This window comes from Confluentibacter citreus (genome assembly GCF_002807055.1).
Classification (GTDB): Bacteria; Bacteroidota; Bacteroidia; order Flavobacteriales; family Flavobacteriaceae; genus Confluentibacter; species Confluentibacter citreus.
Genome location: NZ_NIXN01000009.1, coordinates 167,606 through 188,861 on the forward strand (window position 1 = coordinate 167,606; position 21,256 = coordinate 188,861).

The following is a 21,256-nucleotide window of genomic DNA, read 5'->3' on the forward strand; positions in this document are numbered from 1 at the left end:
GCAAAGTTAATCATAAAAAAAAGAGGCTTTTAAGCCTCTTTTAAAAAAACTATTTAACCAACAAACGCACACCTTCACTATGACTACTAAATTCTGGCGCATACATACTTTGAATGGTGGTAATGCCATTGCTCATATTGCCCGCATTATTGACTCTTAAATCGTATTCAAATATAAAAATGCCTTTTGGTAAATAATCAAAAAAGAAGTTTGTGGACGCATCTTTTGTGCTTTCATAATAGCCTAATCCGTCTTGCCATTTGTATTGGGAAATCACATTTATAGGTTCTAATCCAGCGGCGCGCATGTCTTTCATATGGATAAATTCCATAGCTCTATCGCTTTGCAATTCAATGCGAACACGAACCAAATCACCAACTTTAAGATTAGTTTTTTCTGTAATTTCAGAAATTTGCTCGCCCATATCCGTATTCTTTTTAAGGAACAGTTTTTTCTTCAATTTAAGCGGTGTTTCTGACGAAGTTATTTTGTCTAAATCTTCAAAATATTGCCAATATAAACCGCCCCAAGCAATGCCTTCACCTTTTTTGGTCAGTTTTACTTCCGCCATTTCTGGTTTAATTTCAGAAGAACTCCAAGATGTTTTATAATATCCTGTTCCAGCTTCTATTTTAACATCTTCGAGTTTAGAAGGTTCAATTTTTTGTCCGCCCAAAACCACGTCAACTGCATCGGTCACCGATAACCAATCGTTACCTTGAAGTAACAAGGCATACACAGCTTCGGTAGTTGCTTTGGTCGTTTTCCATTGATTGGTCTGTTTATTTTTTAGTAACCAGATTTTAAGATTATCAATGGTTTTTGTATCATTTTCAATTTCAGCAAACGCTTCAATTAGTAACGCTTGCGTTTCAATCGGCGCTTGATACCAATACCAAGAAGCGGTGTTTTCTTTCCAATACATGCCCAATTCTTCTGAAGTAATACTGGTTTCTTTCAACGATTTTAAAATTTTAGCGGAGGTTGATTTGTCATTCAATCGTTCTGAAACCAACGCCATCAATCCTTTGGCGTACAAGGAACGAATCAACCAATATTTTTGCATTTGCGTTTGGTAATATTTGGTAATATCTTCGACTTCTTTAGATTTTTTAACATCTGGAAAGAAGCTTCGCATATATAAATAATGCAGTTGCGTGTAGCTTAAATGATCTTTGTTTAAATCGACTTTAGCATCATATTTCCGAATATCTTTATATTCTTGAATGAATTCAGAATCTAGATATTTGATGGCTTTTTCAAGCATTTTTGATTCAGAAGAGGACCCTTCGACTGCGCTCAGGGTGACACCAAGTTTATTCAAATGTCCAAAACCGGTAATAATGTGTTGGGTAATGTATCTGTTTTCTCGTCCGCCATTAAACCATGCCCAAGCTCCATTTGATAGTTGATTGTTCTCCAATTTACGCATAGCCGATTGCAATTCGTTATTCATTTTATTCAAATCAAATAACAAAGCGATGCGTTTTTTCTGTTCGGTTTCACTTTGAGCATCACGTAACCAAGGTGTTTCTTGAATAAGAATGGATTTTAATTCTTCATTCTTTTCAAGATTACTCATCAGCACATCTTGAGACCCCCATTGATTAAACACTTCCTGAATTCTATGGTTTGAATTCGCAATATGACTCGCCAAAGCATTCGCATAATAACGCGAGAAGGTTTGCTCGTTACAATCATACGGATATTCCATTAAATAAGGCAAGGCTTGTACGGCATACCACGCTGGATTGGAAGTGATTTCCAAAGTTAACTTGTGGTTTTTTAGCGTTGTTGAGGTGCTAGTTTTAAGCTTGTCTAATGTAAACGTTCTGGTTTCGTTACTACGAATCCACATAGGCAACGTTTCAGTAACCAATAGTCTATTTGATAATACGGGCAAGGCGTTTTGTTCGCCATCGCTAAAAGCGTCTGATTTCGCTATGATTTTATATTGAACGGCATCAACATCGTCAGGGATGGTTAAATTCCAAGTGATTTGCGTGTTGCCTTTAGAAGGAACAATAAAAGAAGCCCCCTCTAACTCCCCTGTTTCGACTCCGCTAAACACGGGCTCCAGGGTCGGACTGAGCAAGTTAGCGGTTATGTCTTTTCCAGAAATAGCATCTGTCAAAATTAAAACGGCTTGTCCAGAAAGTTGTTTGTCAGTTAGATTAGCGATTTTTGTACTGATGCTTATTTGATCACCTTGACGTAAAAAACGAGGTGTGTTGGGGATGACCATCAATTCTTTTTGGGTAACGGTTGTTAAGGTTTTGGTAGCACTTTCCAAGGTTTTGGTATGCGCCAATAATTGCAGTTTCCATTGGGTTAAGGCTTCTGGTGTGGTGAAACTGAAACTCACATTTCCATCTTTATCGGTTTGTAACTGCGGAAAGAAAAACGCTGTTTCTTGAAGGTTTTTACGGATTTGAATGTTGTCGAAATTTGGTTTTTTTGTGGTATTTTCAATGGCTTCTGTCTTTGATTTCATGTCCATCTCATCTTCAGCATCTAGTTGTTCTGTTACTACAGAAACAACACTACCTGTTAAGGAGGCTTTTCTCATGGCTGCATAACCAGTGACTACTACTTCGTCCAAATGATTACTATCTTCAGCTAAAGAAATACTCAAACTATTGTTATTAGCAATATTAATTTCCCTTGTAATATAACCTACATAACTAATTACTAATTTATCACCAGTATTTGCCTGTATTAAAAAGTTTCCATCAAAGTCTGTTGCAACTCCTATTGAAGTTCCTTTTATTAAAACAGTAACACCGGGTAATGGGTTTCCGCTGTCATCAAAAACAGTTCCTGACACAAATCCTTTTTTTATAGAATCATCATATTTCGATTCAGTTTTAAGTCTTAAAGATTTAATATAATTATCATGTCGACTTTTATTAAAATTGAAACTGAATCCAAACCAATTTAATTGGTCAAAGTATTGCTGAGGATAATTTGTATTTGCAAATGGTTTATTGTAAACCCTGAAATTTTTTGTTCCAAAACTCTGGTATGCATTGCGATTTTTGGAATAATAAAAATTTCTGTCAATAAAATTAAAAATCCAACTATGCGGCTTGAACTGGTCCAAAGACGCATCATACATGCTTGCTAATAATTCCGCAGATACTTTGTCACCTTGAGGCCCTTTAATTTTAAAACTCCAAGTTTCATCGGTTCCGGGTTGTAATTTATCACGGAATGTGGTGGTTTCAATATCTAAATCCGTTTTAGGGTAAGGCACCATAATACCTACTACACCCGATTGAAAACCATTGAAAGCAGCGAAACTGTAATTAATGACAAATCCTCTGACATCTTCTGAATTAACAGGAATGGAAATCGTCTTTTTGTTATTATTTAATGAAATGATTTGAGTTTGAACAATTTTATTGTTTTTTTCAATAGAAACTGTGACTTTTAAATCAGGAGCAGCAGAAGCAAACGTCACCAAAGCAGTTTCCCCAACTTTGTAAGTCGGTTTATTGGTGGTGATGCTGAGCAATTGATTATCCGCCACCGTTTTGTCATCATCACTATACAATATAGTTTTTATTTCATCTTTAACCAACTGATCAAATTTATCTTTACTTTCCAAAGTGATGAGGTATTGCCCAGATCCCCATTTTTTAACATTTCCTAATTCAAGTTCCTTAGATGTATTGGTATCAAAGGATTTTTCAAAAACCAAATCGCCTTTTTCCCAATTATTGGAGTCATGTTCATCTTTATAAGCATCGTGTGGAAACAGATTTTTAAAAGCTTCTTCTGAAAAATCTTGATAATCTGGAGCCGGCCAAGGTCTAGTTCTTAAAACGGACTTCGGTGCCAGTAATTTGTATATTTTAACAATACCCGTTGCTGGCACGAATTCACCATTTAGATTTTTGGTATCGATATTGATTTTTTCGTCTTTTTCGTTTTTATCTAATTTATCAGCAATAGTCATAGTTGCTACCAAGGCATGGTATCCAACGTTAACAATTGTTGTGGCACTTCGGGTTTCACCATTTAAATCGGTGACATCCGCCGTAATTTCATAATTGAAAATAGGCAAACTAGTTTTGTCCACACTTGGGTCGGGAATGGCTTTAAAGATAATTTCAAATTCACCTTTTTCATTGGTGGTGCTTTCACCATACGTGATTTCTTGAGGTTCACTATCAAACCAAGGTCTTGACCAAAAATACCAACGTGGATATTCCACTTTTCTATGCACACGATACACTACTTTGGCATCGGTAATGTTACTTCCAGCGTAAGCCAAAGCTGTTCCTTTTACTGTAACGGAATCATTGACTTTATAGCTTTCAGTAACAGGATTGAATTTGGTTTCGAACTTAGGGCGTTTGTATTCTTCAACGGAGAAATAATGTTCCAAAAAGAAATCTTCTTCATCACCATCGAATTCGATGTAATTTTCGCCATTTAATCCAGAATTTGGTAGTATAAATTCACCAGAAACGGAACCAAATTCATTGGTTTTAAATTCTAGTTTTCTAATTTCATCACCATTGACATCATACAATATAGCAGAAACTGGTTCGTTTGCTACCACTTCCGATTTTCCACCATTCGGATTCGTTTTTATCGCAATAGCTTTAAAATAAACGGTTTGCCCTGGGCGGTAGATGCTTCTGTCGGTAAACAAAAAGGCTTTGAATTCAGTTTCCGCTTTTTCTCTTTTATAATGTTGACTTACATAATAATCTCCAAAATAAGCGGTGTCGCTGCCAAACTTAACTTTTGCATTCAGATTTCTATAACGGTATTTGGTTTTCTCAATGTTGATTTCGCCAAACAAGTTTGTTTTAAAATTTTCTTTTTGGATGCTTCTATTGTTATTTTCAGTAAAACTCAATTCTACATCAGCATCCACAATCGGTTTTCCATTATTTCTATCAATAACTTGAAAGATTTTATGGTCTTCAGTTTCAGTTTCAACCAAGGCTAAATTGGTAACTTGAATGGTAGAAAAAGCAAATGTTTCATCATCATTTTTTGTTGAAGCAAAGATTAAGTACGTGCCGTTATTAAGTTTGGGGATGGCGATTTCGGTGGAATGATTTTGATAGTCATTCTCGTTCCTAAGTTTACTTTCCCATTGGTTAAAAACAGCTAGTTTTTTAATGAAAGTCAGCTGCTCTTCTTTCTGGTAAACTTTATTAAATTGTTCTAATTGGTTTTGTGATAGTTTGAATATTTTAAACTGAAGCGTGTCCAAATTTTTATAACTAACCAACAAACGCGCATGTTGTTGAATTGGTAAAAAATTCTCTGTAGTAATATCTAAGGCTTGTTGCTCGATTTGTTGTTTTAAAATGGCACATTTTTCCGCAGCTTTGCTTTTTGGGAATTTTTCAATCACGGCATTGCAAATAGCCATGGCTTCTTTTGCTTTCCAACGGTTGTCTTCGTTTGTTTTTAATTGATATTGTTGACTTTGTTGGTAATATATGGAAGCGATTTCAAAATTGTATAAAGCAGAAACTTCGTGTTCTTTCAGTTTGTCTTTTTCAGTTGTAAGCGCTTGCAATAAAAGAGTTTCCTTATCACTAAAAGTGCCATATTCATTCACGAATTTTAAACGTTCAATATTCACATCCGCGAAAGCGAAAGGTTCTTTATCCTTTAAATGGAATTGAATGAGGTCTTGATAAATTTTTAGAGCATGTAACTGTAAAGATGTTGAATCTTTAGACGTCAATTTTATATTCGAAAATGTTGAAGCCTCCCCTAAAAACTGTGGATTATCAATTTCAAATTTATAAGCAGGTTTGGTGATGTTGGTTTCATTGGTTTTGTAAAAATTCAACGCTTCATGATTTAAAAAATCGAATAAAGTTGGTCGGTAAATTTTAGAATTTTTTTGAAGATTTAAAATCGCATCATAATTTTCTAAAGGCTCCAATTGAAGCATCGATCCGTTTTGTAACGAGTTTTGATAGTGTAGATGTATTTCATTGAATAGGGTTTGTAAATCCCATGTTCTAAAGTCTTCAGCATTTACTTTTTCTTCCGTTTTGGTTCTATTATAAAATTGCCAACGGTTTTGGTTAAAATATTGCCAGTACATGTTGGCGAGTAAACTTTCTAATATATTTTTTGATGGGAATGTGCTAATGTCAATTTGTTTCTTAAAATCGTTTATGATTTTTAATTGGGCATCTTCTTCTAAAACCAAGGCAAACTTGCTTTTGTAAAACATGGTTTTTATAAGTTGCGGATCATTCTTGTCTTTTGTTGCTTGTTTTGCAATGTCTTCAACTATTTTTAAAGCTGATTTAGGTAAGCCATCTATTTCAAATTTTTCAACTTGGTTCCATAAATTCTCATAATTTGGTGTTTGTGCTTGCAGAAAATTAGCGAAAAGCATGATCATTAATAAAGTTGTATATGTCTTCATATTTCAATTTTGCTACAAGTTACTTTCAAAAGTTATTCCAAAAAACAATAAACGTGGCAAAGTTATTGTTGGATGAGTGAAGATAGCTATTTTAACAGTGAAGTAGCTGAATCAAATTTATCATTTCATTAATAATTTTTAATAAATTAAAGCCTTAAATTGCACTGATAAATATGATTAAATTTATCTTATAAAGATTTAAACGACGAATGATTAAAATGTTTGCCCATGAAAAAATATTTATACCTACTCTTATTTCTACCTGTTCTAGCGTTTAGCCAAACGACAAAAGATAGCATTACAAAACTGCTCAGTAAAAAGCAATATATCGAAGCGGAGCATACAGCATATAATTATCTCAAAAAAAATCCACAAGACATGCAAGTCAAGGAATTATTGGGAGATGCTTATGGCTATCAAAAAAAGTGGGATGAAGCGATTTCCGTTTATAAACAGCTTGTAGGTTACCAAAAAAATAATGCTGAATATCAATATAAATATGGTGGCGCCATGGGTATGAAAGCCTTGGCTGTTAATAAAATTGAGGCATTAGGAATGGTGGGCGATATTAAGGAAGCCTTTTTAAAAGCTGCTGAATTAGACCCTAAGCATACCAATACACGTTGGGCCTTGGTTGAATTTTATATGCAAATACCTGGACTTATAGGAGGTAGTCAAGACAAGGCACTTAGGTATGCTGATGAACTTTATAACTTATCTAAAGTGGATGGTTATTTAGCAAAAGGCTATATTTACGAAACTGATAATGAACCAAATTTGGCTGAAAAATATTATAAATTGGCCATTAAGGAAGGTGGCTCATTATGGTGCTACGATAAATTAACAACGTTCTACGAAAAACAAAAGCAACCAGAAAAAGCTCTTAATAATCTAGAGGAAGCCAAAAGTAAACACAAGCGTAATGCACTTCACTATCAAATAGGTAAGGTGGCTGCGGAATATAATATTGAATTGCATAAAGGAGAACAATGTTTAATTACCTACATAGAAAATTATTCTCCTAATGATGGTGTGCCAAAAGCATGGGCATACTACCGTTTGGCACAAATTTATTTGCTTAAAAAGGATAAAAGAGAAGCTTTGAAACACATTGATTTGGCTATTTCTGAATATCCGAAAATGAAACCCTTCAACGAAGAGAAGCAGAAGATATTGAAGCTGTAGTTAGTCACAGTTTAAAGTTTCAGTTTCAGTTATTTTGTATCTCTGAAACTCTGAAACTTTGAGCCTTTGTGTCTTTGAAACTTTACCGCTGTAAACCTTTGAAACTACCTCGCAAAAAAGTATATTTGAGTCATTCAAAATAGATACATGAACGTACATTTTATAGCTATTGGTGGTTCTGCCATGCACAATTTAGCAATCGCACTACATAATAAAGGATACCAAGTTACAGGAAGCGACGATGAAATTTTTGAACCTTCAAAATCCAGATTAAACGCCAAAGGGCTATTGCCAGAAACCTATGGTTGGTATCCAGAAAAAATCAATTCAACTATTGATGCTATTGTGTTGGGGATGCACGCCAAGGCAGATAACCCCGAGTTGCTGAAAGCCCAAGAATTAGGCTTGAAAATTTACAGTTATCCTGAATTTTTATATGAACAATCCAAAAATAAAACCCGAGTGGTTATAGGCGGAAGCCACGGAAAAACCACGATTACCTCTATGATTCTTCACGTGATGCATTACCATGATAAAGATGTGGATTACATGGTAGGTGCCCAATTGGAAGGGTTTGATGTGATGGTGAAACTGACAGAAGAAAATGATTTTATGGTTCTTGAAGGTGATGAATATTTAAGTTCACCAATTGATAGACGTCCAAAATTTCATTTGTACAAACCCAATATAGCCTTGTTGAGCGGTATTGCTTGGGATCATATTAATGTATTTCCAACTTATGATAATTATGTGGAACAGTTTCGAATTTTTATAGATTCTATAGTTAGTGGAGGCAGTATTACCTATAATGAAGAAGACCCTGAAGTAAAACGTGTGGTGGAGGTTAGTGTGAATACCATTCGGAAATTACCATACAAAACCCCAAACTATACCGTGGAAAACGGACAAACACTATTAGAAACTCCTGAAGGACCATTGCCGATTGAGGTTTTTGGAAAACACAATTTAAACAATCTTGCTGGAGCCAAATGGATTTGCCAGCATATGGGCATTGATGAAGATGATTTTTATGAAGCCATTGCAAGCTTTAAAGGAGCTAGCAAACGTCTGGAAAAAATCGCTGAAAGTAAAACAAGTGTCGCCTATAAAGATTTTGCACATTCACCAAGTAAAGTAGAAGCTACTACCAAAGCAGTAAAAGAACAATACAGCAATAGAACGTTGGTGGCGTGTTTGGAATTACATACCTATAGCAGTTTAAATGCCGAATTTTTAAAAGAATATAAAGGGGCACTTGATGCTGCCGATGTTGCGGTGGTGTTTTACTCACCTCATGCTGTTGAAATTAAAAAGCTTAAAGAAGTCACCCACGAGCAAATAGCAAATGCTTTTGAACGTGACGATTTAATTATTTATACCAATCCAGACGATTTTAAACAATTTTTATTCTCCCAAGACTTCAATAATAAAGCGTTATTGTTAATGAGTTCTGGTAATTATGGTGGCCTTAATTTTGATGAGGTTAAAGGGTTGATTGAGTGATTTTGTTTTGTCATGTCTGCTTAGGCAGGCATCCAGTTTGGGAATTATAATGTTGTTTTAGTTGCCAATTTTTTTTGTGCTGATTTTACTCTTTTTTGAGAGCGATAAAGCGGTTCAAAAAACAGATTCCTGCCTACGCAGGAATGACAACCATTCACTTAACCTTATTTAATGTTTGAGTCCCTCCGTAAGTTATTAAATCAAAACCTTCAACGGCGTTATTAGTTTCTTTAAAGTGAATATTAAAGAACTGAGAAGTCGAATAAAAATGGGTTTCTGAATTCGCTAAAAGTGGCATGCTAGAACCATGAGCATATAATCTCAATTCATTATTTTCATTCTTTATTTCCGCTTTACCGTCGCCTAATTGATACATTCCCACATATTTATTCAAAATAGCATCACTTAATTTTAATTGATTTCTTTCAAAGACATATTGTAAGCCTCTAGAATAAGTTTCACTTTTTGTTCCTGAATGGCCTGTGTTTTCTAACACTTTAGAATGTAACCTAACATTTTTATACTGTCTGCTCTTCATCTTGTCAGCAAATGCTTCAAAATTAGATTTGCCACTTTCCACATCACCAACGGTCATATAAACACTTGTAGGTTTATCAGATTGTTTTTCTGAAAATGCTTTTTCAAAACCACTTAAAATACCATTGTCCCCACCCAAAGCGGGGCTTGCCGCTACGTAACCCGTAAACATATCGGTATGCGTGAATAACGCGTATAAAGTAAACAACCCTCCTAAAGAACAGCCCATTAAGGTTCTATGGCTATTATCTACTTTGTAATTGCTTTCAATAAAAGGGAATAGTTCAGTTTTCATAAAATCTAAAAACAAATCGGCTCCCCCAGTGGCGTTTGTTGGTATGTAATCCCTTGATCGAAGCATATTTGGATTCGGATTTTCTCCTCCCCACGTAACGCCTACTATAATGGCTTCCGGAATAAAACCATCATAATATTGCTGTCCATAAATAGCAGTTACCAGCGAAAAATCCCATTGGGAATCCATTAAATAAATAACAGGGTACTTTTTGGTGCTATTTTCATAACCTGAAGGCAGCATAATGTGTAGTTCATATTCTTGTCCAGAAACAATATTGGATGTTAGTTTTCTTATTTGGGAACCAGAAATGGTTACTTCTGGGTATTGCTGTGCATTTAGTGTGAAAGCACTAATTAAAAACAGGAGGGTTACAAATTTTTTCATTATTAGTTTAAGCTGTAATTAGTAATCTGAATATTCAGTTGGAGTAAAGAACATAATATCTGCTTTCGAAACATTGTTTTTGTATTCAGTCTTGGCACTTAATACTTTCCACTCTGGAGAAGAAAAGAATACTTTCCATAGTTCGTCGCGACTTGTTTGATTAGAGAATGTCGTCATGTACATCAAGTTTGGCATGTTGTTGCCCGAAATGACTTCGCCATAAAAAACGGCATTAAAATTAAGGCTACCAAATAGTTTGACTTCGCCTCCTTTATTGAACATTTCAATTTTATTTTTTAGAATGGCTTCTGTGGAAGCTTCATAGCTTCTTAATTCATAAACCCGTTCATCTCTTGGGCCGGTCAACGGTGTTGGAGTTACATGAGGATGCTCAGAGAACGCTTGTAATAGGGTAGATTCTATGCGTAAATAAGGTTTTTCATTAAAAGGTGCGTTTAAGTAATGAGCTCCAGCGGTTAAATAAACGTTGTCATTTGATAATTGGTTATCCAAACCAGAGAACTGCTCCAATGATGAAAACGGAATTAAAACCATCATTTTCTTGATGGAATCAGACTCTATCGTCTTAGGTTTAAAAACACCAACAGGTTTTATGCCTAATCTTTTTAAAGCAGGTAAATAAGCGTCTTTTAGGAAGTTTTCGGTAGTTTCCATTTGTTGCTCGGTGTTCATCAAATAGGTTTTTATTTGATAAATGTCTTTATTTTGAGAAAGGAGTTTACTACTTAATAGAATTAATGGGATAAAAAGAAGAAGTGTTGTTTTTTTCATTATTTGGTTTAGTTGGTTTTAATTAAAAAAGATAATATTATAACTAGATTTATTTAAGTTTCTCCTTAAAAAATGCAATCGTTCTACTCCAAGCCAAATCTGCTGCCTCTTTGTCAAATCGTGGAGTTGAGTTATTATGAAATCCGTGGTTTACGTTTGGATAAAAATGTACTGTGTATTCAACATTATTTGCTTTTAAAACCTCTTCATAAGCTGGCCAACCCGCATTAACTCTAGTGTCTAATTCTGCATATTGCAACAATAAAGGTGCTTTAACTTGAGCTGCTTCTTCAGCAGTTGGTTGTCCGCCATAAAAAGGCACGGCCGCTTTTAGTGTTGGTACTTTTACAGCCATCATATTGGCAATCCAGCCGCCAAAACAAAAGCCTACCACACCAATATTACCATCACAGTTTTCATGGTTTTTTAAATAATCAAAAGCAGCGATAAAATCTTCAAGCATCTCATTACGGTCTCGTTTACTTTGCATTTCCCTTCCTGCGTCATCATTTCCGGGGTAACCTCCCAACGGTGATAAGGCATCAGGAGCTAAAGAAATAAAGCCATCTAAAGCGGCTCGTCTTCCAACATCTTCTATATACGGGTTTAATCCTCTATTTTCGTGTACCACAATAATACCCGGCAATTTACCTTTTATGCCATCTGGTTTTGATAAAAGACCTTTGATAGGGCCGCCTCCTTTTGGTGATTGATAGGTAATATACCCAGAATCTAAATTGGGATCATCTGGTTTTACCATCAAATTATCAAGGTAATTAGGCGTTAAAAAGCTTAAAAGGGAAGAAACAGTTAAACCACCTATAGCATAAAGAGATAGTTTTTCAACAAATTGGCTGCGGTTAATTTTATTATGAGCATAATAATCGTATAAATCAAAAACTTCTTGACTTATGTCTTCTTTTTTTAATGGGTTCATATGTAATAGTTTTTATCTTAGATTGTTCTTTTATAAAAATACATTATTTATGCTTTGATAAATGTTAAATTAAAATAAGTTGGATGAAAGAATATACTTTAAAATTTGTAGTTTTATAAGTGTTAATATACAACTTTAATTTAGGCTAGTTAGATGCAAGAAAGACCAACTTCGTTTTCCATAAAAAATTGGAGCCAAGACGATCAACCAAGAGAAAAACTCCTTTATAAAGGTAAAGCCACATTAAGTGATGCTGAGTTATTGGCGATTTTAATTGGCTCTGGCAATAGGGAGGAAAGTGCTGTGGCTTTATGTAAACGTATTTTTGCAAGTGTTGGTAATAATTTGAGTGAGCTGGGAAAATTATCCATCGCACAATTAATGGAGTTTAAAGGCATTGGGGAAGCTAAGGCCATAACCATCGCTGCAGCTTTGGAATTGGGTAGAAGAAGAAGAGGCGAAGAAGCTTTAGAAAAGAAAAAAATAAGTTCTAGCAATTCTGTTTTTGAATTGATGCAGCCCATTATTGGTGAATTGGAACATGAAGAATTCTGGATTATTTTTTTAAATAACTCCAATAAAGTCATCCATAAAAAGCAACTGAGCAAAGGCGGCATAACAGGTACGCTAGTTGATGTTCGTTTAGTACTTAAAAATGCTTTAGAAGTTGGTGCTACAGGATTGATATTGGCGCATAATCATCCATCGGGGACATTAAAGCCTAGCGAAGCCGATAAACAATTAACAAATAAATTAAAAACCGCATCAGATAGTTTAGATATTAAGGTTTTGGATCATTTAATTATCACCGAAAAAGCATACTTTAGTTTTGCTGATGAAAGCCTAATTTAGGTTCCTTTTTTAAAAACAAAAAGCCGTTCCATATTTTATTGATAATTAAGTTATGTACTTTTGGTACTAACAATTTTAGTTTTAAATGTTATTAGTTTACACACATAAAATAACGCCTAGGGTAAAATATATTTTTAAACATATTTGCACAAGGGTTCTTGGCATAGATGTTTCTTTTACCACTACTATTGAAGAATTTATTGCGCACGATAGTTTAAAAATGTCCTATACAAAACAACCTCTTGGGAATGAGTTTTTTATAAAAAGCCATGATATTTTATTTGAACAAGGACTGTCGGACATAGATTTTCATGTTTATACATGGGGCACAACAAAAGGCTTTTTTTTTAATGGAGAAAAAGGCGTCCTGCCGTATGATATTTTTGCTTCCTCATTTTATTTGTTATCGCGATATGAAGAGTATCTGCCACATGTGCAGGATGAATACGGTCGGTTTTTAGCAACCGAAAGCGTTGCATATAAACATGATTTTTTGCACCAACCCATTGTAGACATTTGGGCATACAAATTTAAAGATGCCTTGCAAAATTTTTTTCCAGAATTTCAATTCCCTATTAAAACATATAGTATAAAGCCTATTATAGATGTTCCCTCGGCATATCTTTATAGGTTAAAAGGGATTATGCGAACTGTAGGCGGCGCCTTAAAGGATGTTTTTAAATTTAATTTTAAGGGATTATATGCCAGGTTTATGGTACTTTTCGGATTGATGCACGATCCTTTTGATACCTTTAAATACATTCTAAATAAACAAAAACAAACCAAACATACATTTTTATTCTTCTTTTTAATTGGTGCTTATTCAACCTATGATAAAGGTATTAGTGTTAATAAAAAAAAGTTTATTTCATTAATTAAGCAAGTTGCAGATTATTGCAAAGTAGGGTTGAAAACATCCTTTTTTTCAACTGAGGATGTTTCTATTTTAAAGAAGGAGAAACTACAAATGGAAGCCATTATAAATACGGCCTTAGTGGCAACCAGACAATCTTTTTCAAAACTTAATTTACCTGAATCTTATAGAAATCTAATAGATTTGGAAATACAGGAAGATTATACCATGGGTTATGTAAACCACATTGGTTTTAGGGCAGGATCTTGCACGCCTTTTTTGTTTTATGACTTAGATTATGAGGTACAGACACCGTTAAAAGTGTATTCATACCATTTAATGGACTACTCGCTTTTAAAAACCCAATCGCTTTTAGATAAAAAGATAGTGTTGAATGATATTATCTCTGAAATAAAAAAAGTAAATGGTGAGTTTGTCCCCGTGTTTCATAATTATACATTCAGCGATATGGATAAATGGAAAGGATTTAAGGAATTGTTTAATATTATTTTAGATTCTACTGATGAAGATTAAAGGTATTACCGATGTGTTCTTTGATTTGGACCACACCTTATGGGATTTTGATAAAAATTCGGCTTTAGCTTTTGATAAAATTTTTAAAATCAATCAGATAGAAATTGATTTAGACGATTTTTTGGTTCATTACAAAGCCATTAATTTACAATACTGGAAACTTTACAGAGACGAAAAAATTGATAAAGATGTATTGCGTTTTGGAAGGTTAAACGATACATTTTCAGCATTAAATCATATAATTGAAAAGGAGCTTATTCAAAAGCTGTCAACCGATTATATAACCTATCTCACAGATAATAATTACTTATATGAGGATGCCATTACCATTTTAGAATATTTGTATAAAAGCTATAACCTACATATTTTATCCAATGGTTTTGAAGAAGTTCAATCTAAAAAATTAACAAAGTCCAATATTTTGCATTACTTCAAAACAATTACCAACGGTGAAGATATTGGTGTAAAAAAACCACATCCACAAATTTTTCATTATGCTATTGAAAAAGCAAATACAAGCATATCTAAAAGCATCATGATTGGCGATGGCTATGAAGCCGACATTGTAGGAGCTTTAAACATAGGAATGGACGTTATTTTTTTTGATGAATTCCAGAAGCCTGTGGATGCTCATATCAAGAAGGTTAATAATTTAATAGAGATAAAAAACTATTTATAGCTAATTCATCACAATTTTTTTAATTTCATAAAATATAAATACAACACAAAGTGTATATTTACAAACTAGGGTATAACTATATATTTAATAAAAATGAAAACTAAATTTGCATCGTTGCTTGTTGTCTACTTCCTAGTTACAAGTGTATTTTCCCAGTCAAATCTTAACAATTATAAATATGTTATTATTCCTAAAAGGTATACTTTTTTAAAAGACAATGATCAATTTAAATTAAATTCATTAACAGTATTTTTATTCAATAAATATGGTTTTCAAGCCTTTATGGAAGGTGAGGGTTATCCAGATGATTTAAACGCTGATAAGTGTTTAGCGTTAAATGCGGACCTTTTAAAAGATTCAAGCATGTTTAAAACTAAGTTTCAATTAGAATTAAATAATTGTGAAGGATTAACTGTATATACAACAAAAGTAGGAGAGAGTAGAGAGAAAGATTTTGATAGAGCTTACAGCCAGGCGTTAAGAAATGCTTTTAAGGAATTGGAAACGATAAACTACAAGTATGTTCCTAATAATAAAGTTTCTCAACCTGTTACTAAAGATAATAATAACCAAACAGAGGTTGTAAAAGAGATTGCACAGTTAAAAGCCGAAATAGAAAACCTTAAGCAAGAAAAGGAAACTAAGGTAGTTATAAGCGAGACACCTAAACCTAGTGTGCCTATGGGTGAAGTTTCAAAAGTTATTTCTGCAAGTGATAATGTTTCAGGTGTTTTATATGCTCAGGCCATAGATAATGGTTTTCAATTGGTGGATAGTTCCCCAAAAGTTGTATATAAAATAAAGAATACGTCTTTGGAAAACGTTTTTATGGTAGAAGGAAAAAATGCCACTTTATATAAAAAAGATGACAATTGGATTATGGAGTATTATGAAAATAATGTTTTAAAACAAGACGTCCTGAATATTAAATTTTAATAAGTTAGTTGTTGAGTTGTTTGTTGTTAAGTCGTGAAGAAACAATCAACTCAACAACTAACTAATACCCATACTTATTTTTCCATCGCTGTTTTAAAAAATTGCGATCAGCATTTTCTCTGGAGTTATTTCCAGGGTCATATAATTTGGTGTTTTTTATCTCATCTGGTAGAAATTCCTGATTGGCAAAATTATTCTCATAATTGTGGGCGTACTGGTAATTTTCACCATACCCTAATTCTTTCATTAATTTGGTCGGGGCATTCCTAATTTCCAACGGAACAGATAAATCTCCCGTTTCTTTAACCAATTGTTGTGCTTTACCAATAGCAATATACGCTGCATTACTTTTGGGTGAACAAGCCAAATAGGTAGCACATTGGCTCAATATAATCCTAGACTCTGGATACCCAATAATGGAGACTGCTTGAAATGTATTGTTGGCAATAACTAGCGCTGTTGGATTGGCATTTCCTATATCTTCACTCGCAAGAATAAGTAGTCTTCTAGCAATAAATTTCACATCCTCACCACCTTCTATCATACGGGCCAACCAATAGACTGCAGCATTTGGGTCGCTGCCGCGAATGGATTTTATAAACGCCGAAATAATATCGTAATGTTGCTCACCTGTTTTATCGTATCTAACCGTATTATTTTGAACTTTTTCCAAGACCAGTACATCTGTTATTACAATGTTTTCAGATTCTTCAGAATTCACTATTAATTCAAAAATATTCAACAGTTTTCTGGCATCGCCGCCAGAAAGTCTTAAAAGGGATGCGGTTTCTTGGAGTTTTATATTTTTTTTAGACAAATAGTAGTCCTGTTCAATAGCACGCTTTAAAAGCGTCTCTAAATCGTTTTTTTCAAAAGCATTTAAAATATACACTTGACAACGTGATAAAAGTGCAGGAATAACCTCGAAACTCGGATTTTCTGTAGTGGCTCCAATTAATGTTATCCAACCTTTTTCAACGGCTTGCAGTAAGGAATCTTGTTGCGATTTGCTAAACCTATGGATTTCATCAATAAACAAAATTGGGTTTTTGGTAGTAAACAAACCACCACTTTGTTTGGCTTTATCAATAACATCCCGAATGTCCTTCACACCAGAATTTATGGCACTTAATGTGTAAAATGGTCTGCCAGATTCATTGGCAATAATATTGGCAAGCGTTGTTTTGCCTGTTCCGGGAGGTCCCCAAAATATCATGGACGGAATTAAACCTTGTTTAATGTGTTGCGTTAAAGCACCATGTTTGCCAACTAAGTGCGTTTGGCTCACATAATCATCTAAAGTTTTTGGTCTTAAACGTTCGGCTAAAGGTTCATTCATAAATGTAAAATTAATTAATTCCTTTGCAAAAAGGATTCCTTGCGCCATTAAGTTTTTCTTTTTTTGGTCTGCCCAATCCCTCATTCCTATATCTGCCAATTTAGCATCAATAAAAATTTGGTTAACTATTTGTTATCTTTAAATTATGAATCAGAATGAACATTTTAAATTTTCTACCGGAGTCATATTGTATCCGTTACTTTTTTTGCTATTTATATGGATGGTATTTTGGTTTGAAGTGCGTTTTGGTTTTAATTTCTCAAATTATGGTATTTATCCACAAACTATAAAAGGATTAAGAGGCATTCTTTTAAGTCCGTTTGTTCATGGGAGCATTTTGCATATTTACCATAATAGTATTCCGTTGTTTGTTTTGTCGATGGCATTGTTTTATTTCTACAGACCCATAGCTTGGAAGGTTATTATATTCGGAATTCTTATGTCTGGGTTTTTCACTTGGTGTATTGGCAGGCCATCCTATCACATTGGTGCTAGTGGATTAGTTTATGTGTTGGTGAGTTTTACTTTTTTTAAAGGCATTTTTTCAAAGTATTATCGCTTGGTGGCCCTATCTTTATTGGTTGTTTTTCTTTACGGAAGTATGATTTGGTATACATTTCCTATTGAAGAAGGTGTTTCTTGGGAAGGACATTTATCAGGACTTCTCACGGGCTTTTTATTTGCTTTATTTTTTAAGAGGAAAATTGTTAAACCAAAAAAATATGCATGGGAACAAGATGACTACAATGCAGATGATGATCCTTTTTTAAAGCATTTTGATAACAACGGAAATTTCATAGAGCATATTCAACCAGATACAGAGCAGGAGCAACCTACTGTAAACTATACATTCAAAGAAAATAAAGAATAATGTTCAATTCTGGAAAAACTTTAAGCCTCTAACAATCCAAATAGTCAAATAATCTAACCAAGTCTTTGCCTAACCACTTCATATAAAAAAGCCCCACAAGCCACAGAGACATTTAAAGATTCAATTTCACCTAACAATGGCAGTTTGGCTTTAGCATCTACAACTTTTAGAATGGAAGGGTTAATACCTCTATCTTCCGAACCCATAATAATAGCGCATGGTTCTATAAATGATATATCATATAATGTGCTATCTGTTTTTTCTGTAGCGGCAATAACTTTAATACCCGATGCTTGCATATAATAAACAGCATCTTTTATATGATCAACTTTGCAAATAGGAATTTTAAAAACAGCACCAGCACTTGTTTTAATAGTATCACCATTTACGGGAGCACCACCTTTTTTTTGAATAATGATGCCATTTACACCGGTACATTCTGCGGTTCGGATAATGGCTCCAAAATTTCGAACATCACTTAATTGGTCCAATAATAAAAATAAAGGTGTTTTTCCAGACTCCATGACAGTCATCATTAACGCTTCCAGATCATGAAATTCAATAGGGGATATTTGAGCAACAGCTCCTTGGTGATTCCCTTTTGTAAGTCTATTTAATTTTTCAATGGGAACGTATGAGGAATTGATGGAATGGTGTCTTAAAACTGCTTCTAATTCACCAAATAAATCACCTTTCAATCCCTTTTGAAGGAATACTTTATCTATGGTCTCTCCTGCATTTACCGCTTCAATAACGGCGCGTATTCCAAAAATTAGTGTTTGTTCTTGCATGGGGTAAAGGTATAAAAAAAGAGGTTGCTATTGCAACCTCTTTTTTAGTGTTATAAAATACTTTTTTTAATTAGTGTCAAAATCTGTTGATTCTTCAGCACCATAATCACCACCGCCAGATGCTTTAACTTCACCGCCAATGGTTAAGACATAACTTCCGTTAGCAGGAAAACTTAAACCATCACCAAAGCTATCATAAATAGTAAAGGTATATTCTCTTCCAGAACATAAAGTAATACTCGGAGAAGTAGATGCTTGCCCATCGGTGTAAGGCCCTCCAGAAGCTACAACACCACCTAGGGCATCAATTATTTCCCAAGTACACTCACTACCATAACCATCAAATACTATATCTAGAGATCCGGTTACTTCTGTACAGTTTTGTATGTAAGATAAAGTTGTTGATGCACCAATAAAATAATTTGCACCTTTTTCAAAATTAAGAATCAGGTTGTTAACCCCAATACCCAAATTGGTGTCGGTTAAGGCTATTGTTAATATACCTTCATTAGATCCTGACGGAATAGTTACAGAACTTGGTACTGTATAAGATCCTGCAGCTGCATTAGAGTTAGGAGCAACAATAACATTATAGTTCCTATCAGAAGAAGTAATGTTGGCAGTATAAACAGTAATATCAAATGTGGCAGCACCCCCTGGATCAACACCCGTCGAATATGTGCTTTTCGCAAATGTTATATAATCTAATGGTACAGCTTCAGTTTCCTCTTCACAGTTTTGAAATAGGAAAATTGAAAATATTATAAATGTAATATTAAGTATTTTTCTCATAATTTGTAGTTTTAACGTAAATACATCAAAATAACCTGCTCAAAAATTAATTTTGAGTAGATATGTTATTATTATCTTGAATTTCTTGTAATGGAATTTCAAAAGTTAGTCGTTCATCATTAAATGGAATAGGTACTCCTACAAAAGATAAGTGATTTGTACCTCTAACTATGGTAGCTTTGTTTCGTTTCATGGCTAAATAACTCTTGCCTTCACCCCAGAACTCTAAGCGTGTTTGCTTGTATATTTCATCTATTAATGCCTGACCACTTAAAGCATTCACAAATGAAGCATCCGTAACTCGGGTAGATACAAAATTAAATAAAGCGGTTCTCGCTAAGCCTTCTTGTCCAGACCTAGCAAGTGCCTCAATATTTAATAATAATGGTTCTTCATATCGCATGTAAATATAATCTGCTTTCACAATTTGTGAAGTACCAAAAATAACTTTATCTGAATCATAAAATTTATTTAGAGGCTGTAAATGTCTTGCTGAGGCAGGATTATTATTAAATTGTAATCTACGTACGTCATCTGCAGGCATACTATTGTAAAGTCCTGCATCCATAGCTTTATTGTCACCTACGGCGGCATAACTATAAGAATATGCATCTATTTGCCCCCACCAAGAAACCAAACCTAATCCAATATCTGCATTCAAGTCAACACCCCACATCCAACCTTGTGAATCAACATGATTGAAGCCTCCTCTAATTCCATTTATAGAAGCATCTGTTAACATAGGTATCGCTGTAGTATTAGCCAAAGCTGCATTAGTTACGGTCACTACATCCAGCCATCTATCTCTTCTTGATGCTAAAACATAACCCAAAATGGTTTGAGCAATTGATATATCTACTGAAGTTTTAGAAGAACGAACAAATCCATCCAAAAGCGTGATTGCCTTGGTTAAATCATCCTCCATAAGCGCATAAACTTCACTGGTTGGTGACTTAGGATTACCAGCAAAACCAGGAACTACATAAATTGGTAATGTTTCAGCATTCCATGATGCTTCAACGTCATTAATGAAGTATTGCGTTAAGTAAAAATAAGAATGAGCTCTCATTGCAAAAGCCTGACCCATAGTATATTTGTTTTCATCTGTTTCAGGAACAACATCATTACCACCAAGACTTTCTATAACTAAATTTGCTAGATTTATAATTCTATAATAATAACGCCAAGGTTGATAATTTTCTGGTTGTGTAAAATCTGTACCAGCTTGCATTTCGGTAATTCTAGCACGGTACCAGCCATAAGTACTGGTAGATAGTGCCATATCACTACTAAGCATATCGCCATAGATATCATATCCTTTTTGTCCAAAATCCTGTTGGGATGTAGTACCACCAGTTTCGGTAGTAAACATGGTAGCATAAATACCTGTTACGGTAGCTTCACCTATAGCAGGGTTTAAAGCTATTGCATCAGATAATTGATCAGAATTGATTATGTTCCCAGTTGGTTCCTCAACCAGGAAATCTTCACCACAACTTACCATTAGTAACGCCAAGCATGTGATTTTAATTAAATTTTTTAAATTATTTTTCAT

General features: G+C 34.2%; 15 protein-coding genes. 7 read left to right on the forward strand and 8 right to left on the reverse strand.

The genetic code is table 11. The annotated features are described in order from the left end of the window. Positions 1 to 49 precede the first annotated feature (49 nt). Positions 50 to 6,418 (reverse strand): alpha-2-macroglobulin family protein, encoded by a 6,369-nt coding sequence (locus tag CDH49_RS14700; protein WP_239970677.1) that lies wholly within the window; start codon positions 6,416 to 6,418, stop codon positions 50 to 52. 228 nt (positions 6,419 to 6,646) lie between these two features. Between CDH49_RS14700 and CDH49_RS14705 the strand changes: the two genes are divergently transcribed. Together CDH49_RS14705 and CDH49_RS14710 are read left to right on the forward strand one after the other, a co-directional pair. After that, the gene (locus CDH49_RS14705; RefSeq protein ID WP_100616294.1) at positions 6,647 to 7,603 is read left to right on the forward strand and encodes a tetratricopeptide repeat protein; all 957 of its coding nucleotides are present in this window, start codon (positions 6,647 to 6,649) and stop codon (positions 7,601 to 7,603) included. Between the two features lie 147 nt (positions 7,604 to 7,750). Continuing rightward, complete coding sequence (locus tag CDH49_RS14710; protein ID WP_100616295.1) at positions 7,751 to 9,106, forward strand: UDP-N-acetylmuramate--L-alanine ligase; 1,356 nt, start codon at positions 7,751 to 7,753, stop codon at positions 9,104 to 9,106. Positions 9,107 to 9,260: 154 nt separating this feature from the next. On the opposite strand, the gene CDH49_RS14715 is transcribed toward CDH49_RS14710, so the two are convergent. Genes CDH49_RS14715 through CDH49_RS14725 form a run of 3 tightly spaced genes read right to left on the reverse strand, consistent with a single transcriptional unit; the run spans position 9,261 to position 12,054 of the window. Further along, positions 9,261 to 10,325, reverse strand: a complete 1,065-nt coding sequence (locus CDH49_RS14715; RefSeq protein WP_100616296.1) for an alpha/beta hydrolase — start codon at positions 10,323 to 10,325, stop codon at positions 9,261 to 9,263. 18 nt (positions 10,326 to 10,343) lie between these two features. Next, positions 10,344 to 11,117, reverse strand: a complete 774-nt coding sequence (locus tag CDH49_RS14720; RefSeq protein WP_100616297.1) for an NIPSNAP family protein — start codon at positions 11,115 to 11,117, stop codon at positions 10,344 to 10,346. Between the two features lie 49 nt (positions 11,118 to 11,166). After that, on the reverse strand, positions 11,167 to 12,054 hold the full coding sequence (locus tag CDH49_RS14725) for a dienelactone hydrolase family protein (RefSeq protein ID WP_100616298.1): 888 nt from the start codon (positions 12,052 to 12,054) through the stop codon (positions 11,167 to 11,169). A 153-nt stretch (positions 12,055 to 12,207) separates the two neighbouring features. Between CDH49_RS14725 and radC the strand changes: the two genes are divergently transcribed. The 4 genes from radC (at position 12,208) to CDH49_RS14745 (ending at position 15,908) form a co-directional block, all read left to right on the forward strand. Next, a complete protein-coding gene (gene radC, locus CDH49_RS14730) occupies positions 12,208 to 12,906 on the forward strand; it encodes a RadC family protein (RefSeq protein ID WP_100616299.1) in 699 nt (232 codons plus the stop codon). Positions 12,907 to 12,991: 85 nt separating this feature from the next. Then, on the forward strand, positions 12,992 to 14,293 hold the full coding sequence (locus CDH49_RS14735; protein WP_100616300.1) for a polysaccharide deacetylase family protein: 1,302 nt from the start codon (positions 12,992 to 12,994) through the stop codon (positions 14,291 to 14,293). Next, entirely contained in the window at positions 14,283 to 14,972 is a 690-nt protein-coding gene (locus CDH49_RS14740; RefSeq protein ID WP_100616301.1) for a YjjG family noncanonical pyrimidine nucleotidase, read from the forward strand. Before CDH49_RS14735 ends, CDH49_RS14740 begins: the two co-directional genes overlap by 11 nt. Positions 14,973 to 15,065: 93 nt before the next feature. Beyond that, positions 15,066 to 15,908, forward strand: coding sequence for a hypothetical protein (locus tag CDH49_RS14745; protein WP_100616302.1), 843 nt, complete (start codon positions 15,066 to 15,068; stop codon positions 15,906 to 15,908). 61 nt (positions 15,909 to 15,969) lie between these two features. On the opposite strand, the gene CDH49_RS14750 is transcribed toward CDH49_RS14745, so the two are convergent. Further along, positions 15,970 to 17,247: a replication-associated recombination protein A gene (locus CDH49_RS14750; protein ID WP_100616341.1), complete on the reverse strand. Its 1,278-nt coding sequence runs from the start codon at positions 17,245 to 17,247 to the stop codon at positions 15,970 to 15,972. A 145-nt stretch (positions 17,248 to 17,392) separates the two neighbouring features. Between CDH49_RS14750 and CDH49_RS14755 the strand changes: the two genes are divergently transcribed. Next, positions 17,393 to 18,118 (forward strand): rhomboid family intramembrane serine protease, encoded by a 726-nt coding sequence (locus CDH49_RS14755; protein WP_100616303.1) that lies wholly within the window; start codon positions 17,393 to 17,395, stop codon positions 18,116 to 18,118. 53 nt (positions 18,119 to 18,171) lie between these two features. On the opposite strand, the gene rlmB is transcribed toward CDH49_RS14755, so the two are convergent. The 3 genes from rlmB to CDH49_RS14770 all read right to left on the reverse strand — a co-directional run bounded on the left by rlmB (position 18,172) and on the right by CDH49_RS14770 (position 21,256). Further along, positions 18,172 to 18,909, reverse strand: a complete 738-nt coding sequence (gene rlmB / locus CDH49_RS14760; protein ID WP_100616304.1) for a 23S rRNA (guanosine(2251)-2'-O)-methyltransferase RlmB — start codon at positions 18,907 to 18,909, stop codon at positions 18,172 to 18,174. Between the two features lie 66 nt (positions 18,910 to 18,975). Then, on the reverse strand, positions 18,976 to 19,701 hold the full coding sequence (locus CDH49_RS14765) for a DUF1735 domain-containing protein (RefSeq protein ID WP_100616305.1): 726 nt from the start codon (positions 19,699 to 19,701) through the stop codon (positions 18,976 to 18,978). A 46-nt stretch (positions 19,702 to 19,747) separates the two neighbouring features. Then, a complete protein-coding gene (locus tag CDH49_RS14770; protein WP_100616306.1) occupies positions 19,748 to 21,256 on the reverse strand; it encodes a RagB/SusD family nutrient uptake outer membrane protein in 1,509 nt (502 codons plus the stop codon).

Excerpts from the sequence above, each read along its gene's own strand:
- CDH49_RS14770 (WP_100616306.1), bottom strand. The coding sequence starts at position 21,256 with ATGAAAAATAATTTAAAAAATTTAATTAAAATCACATGCTTGGCGTTA.
- CDH49_RS14740 (WP_100616301.1), top strand. The coding sequence starts at position 14,283 with ATGAAGATTAAAGGTATTACCGATGTGTTCTTTGATTTGGACCACACC.
- CDH49_RS14720 (WP_100616297.1), bottom strand. The coding sequence starts at position 11,117 with ATGAAAAAAACAACACTTCTTCTTTTTATCCCATTAATTCTATTAAGT.
- CDH49_RS14735 (WP_100616300.1), top strand. The coding sequence starts at position 12,992 with ATGTTATTAGTTTACACACATAAAATAACGCCTAGGGTAAAATATATT.
- CDH49_RS14725 (WP_100616298.1), bottom strand. The coding sequence starts at position 12,054 with ATGAACCCATTAAAAAAAGAAGACATAAGTCAAGAAGTTTTTGATTTA.
- CDH49_RS14765 (WP_100616305.1), bottom strand. The coding sequence starts at position 19,701 with ATGAGAAAAATACTTAATATTACATTTATAATATTTTCAATTTTCCTA.
- CDH49_RS14705 (WP_100616294.1), top strand. The coding sequence starts at position 6,647 with ATGAAAAAATATTTATACCTACTCTTATTTCTACCTGTTCTAGCGTTT.
- CDH49_RS14750 (WP_100616341.1), bottom strand. The coding sequence starts at position 17,247 with ATGAATGAACCTTTAGCCGAACGTTTAAGACCAAAAACTTTAGATGAT.
- CDH49_RS14710 (WP_100616295.1), top strand. The coding sequence starts at position 7,751 with ATGAACGTACATTTTATAGCTATTGGTGGTTCTGCCATGCACAATTTA.
- CDH49_RS14700 (WP_239970677.1), bottom strand. The coding sequence starts at position 6,418 with ATGAAGACATATACAACTTTATTAATGATCATGCTTTTCGCTAATTTT.
- radC (WP_100616299.1), top strand. The coding sequence starts at position 12,208 with ATGCAAGAAAGACCAACTTCGTTTTCCATAAAAAATTGGAGCCAAGAC.
- rlmB (WP_100616304.1), bottom strand. The coding sequence starts at position 18,909 with ATGCAAGAACAAACACTAATTTTTGGAATACGCGCCGTTATTGAAGCG.
- CDH49_RS14755 (WP_100616303.1), top strand. The coding sequence starts at position 17,393 with ATGAATCAGAATGAACATTTTAAATTTTCTACCGGAGTCATATTGTAT.
- CDH49_RS14715 (WP_100616296.1), bottom strand. The coding sequence starts at position 10,325 with ATGAAAAAATTTGTAACCCTCCTGTTTTTAATTAGTGCTTTCACACTA.
- CDH49_RS14745 (WP_100616302.1), top strand. The coding sequence starts at position 15,066 with ATGAAAACTAAATTTGCATCGTTGCTTGTTGTCTACTTCCTAGTTACA.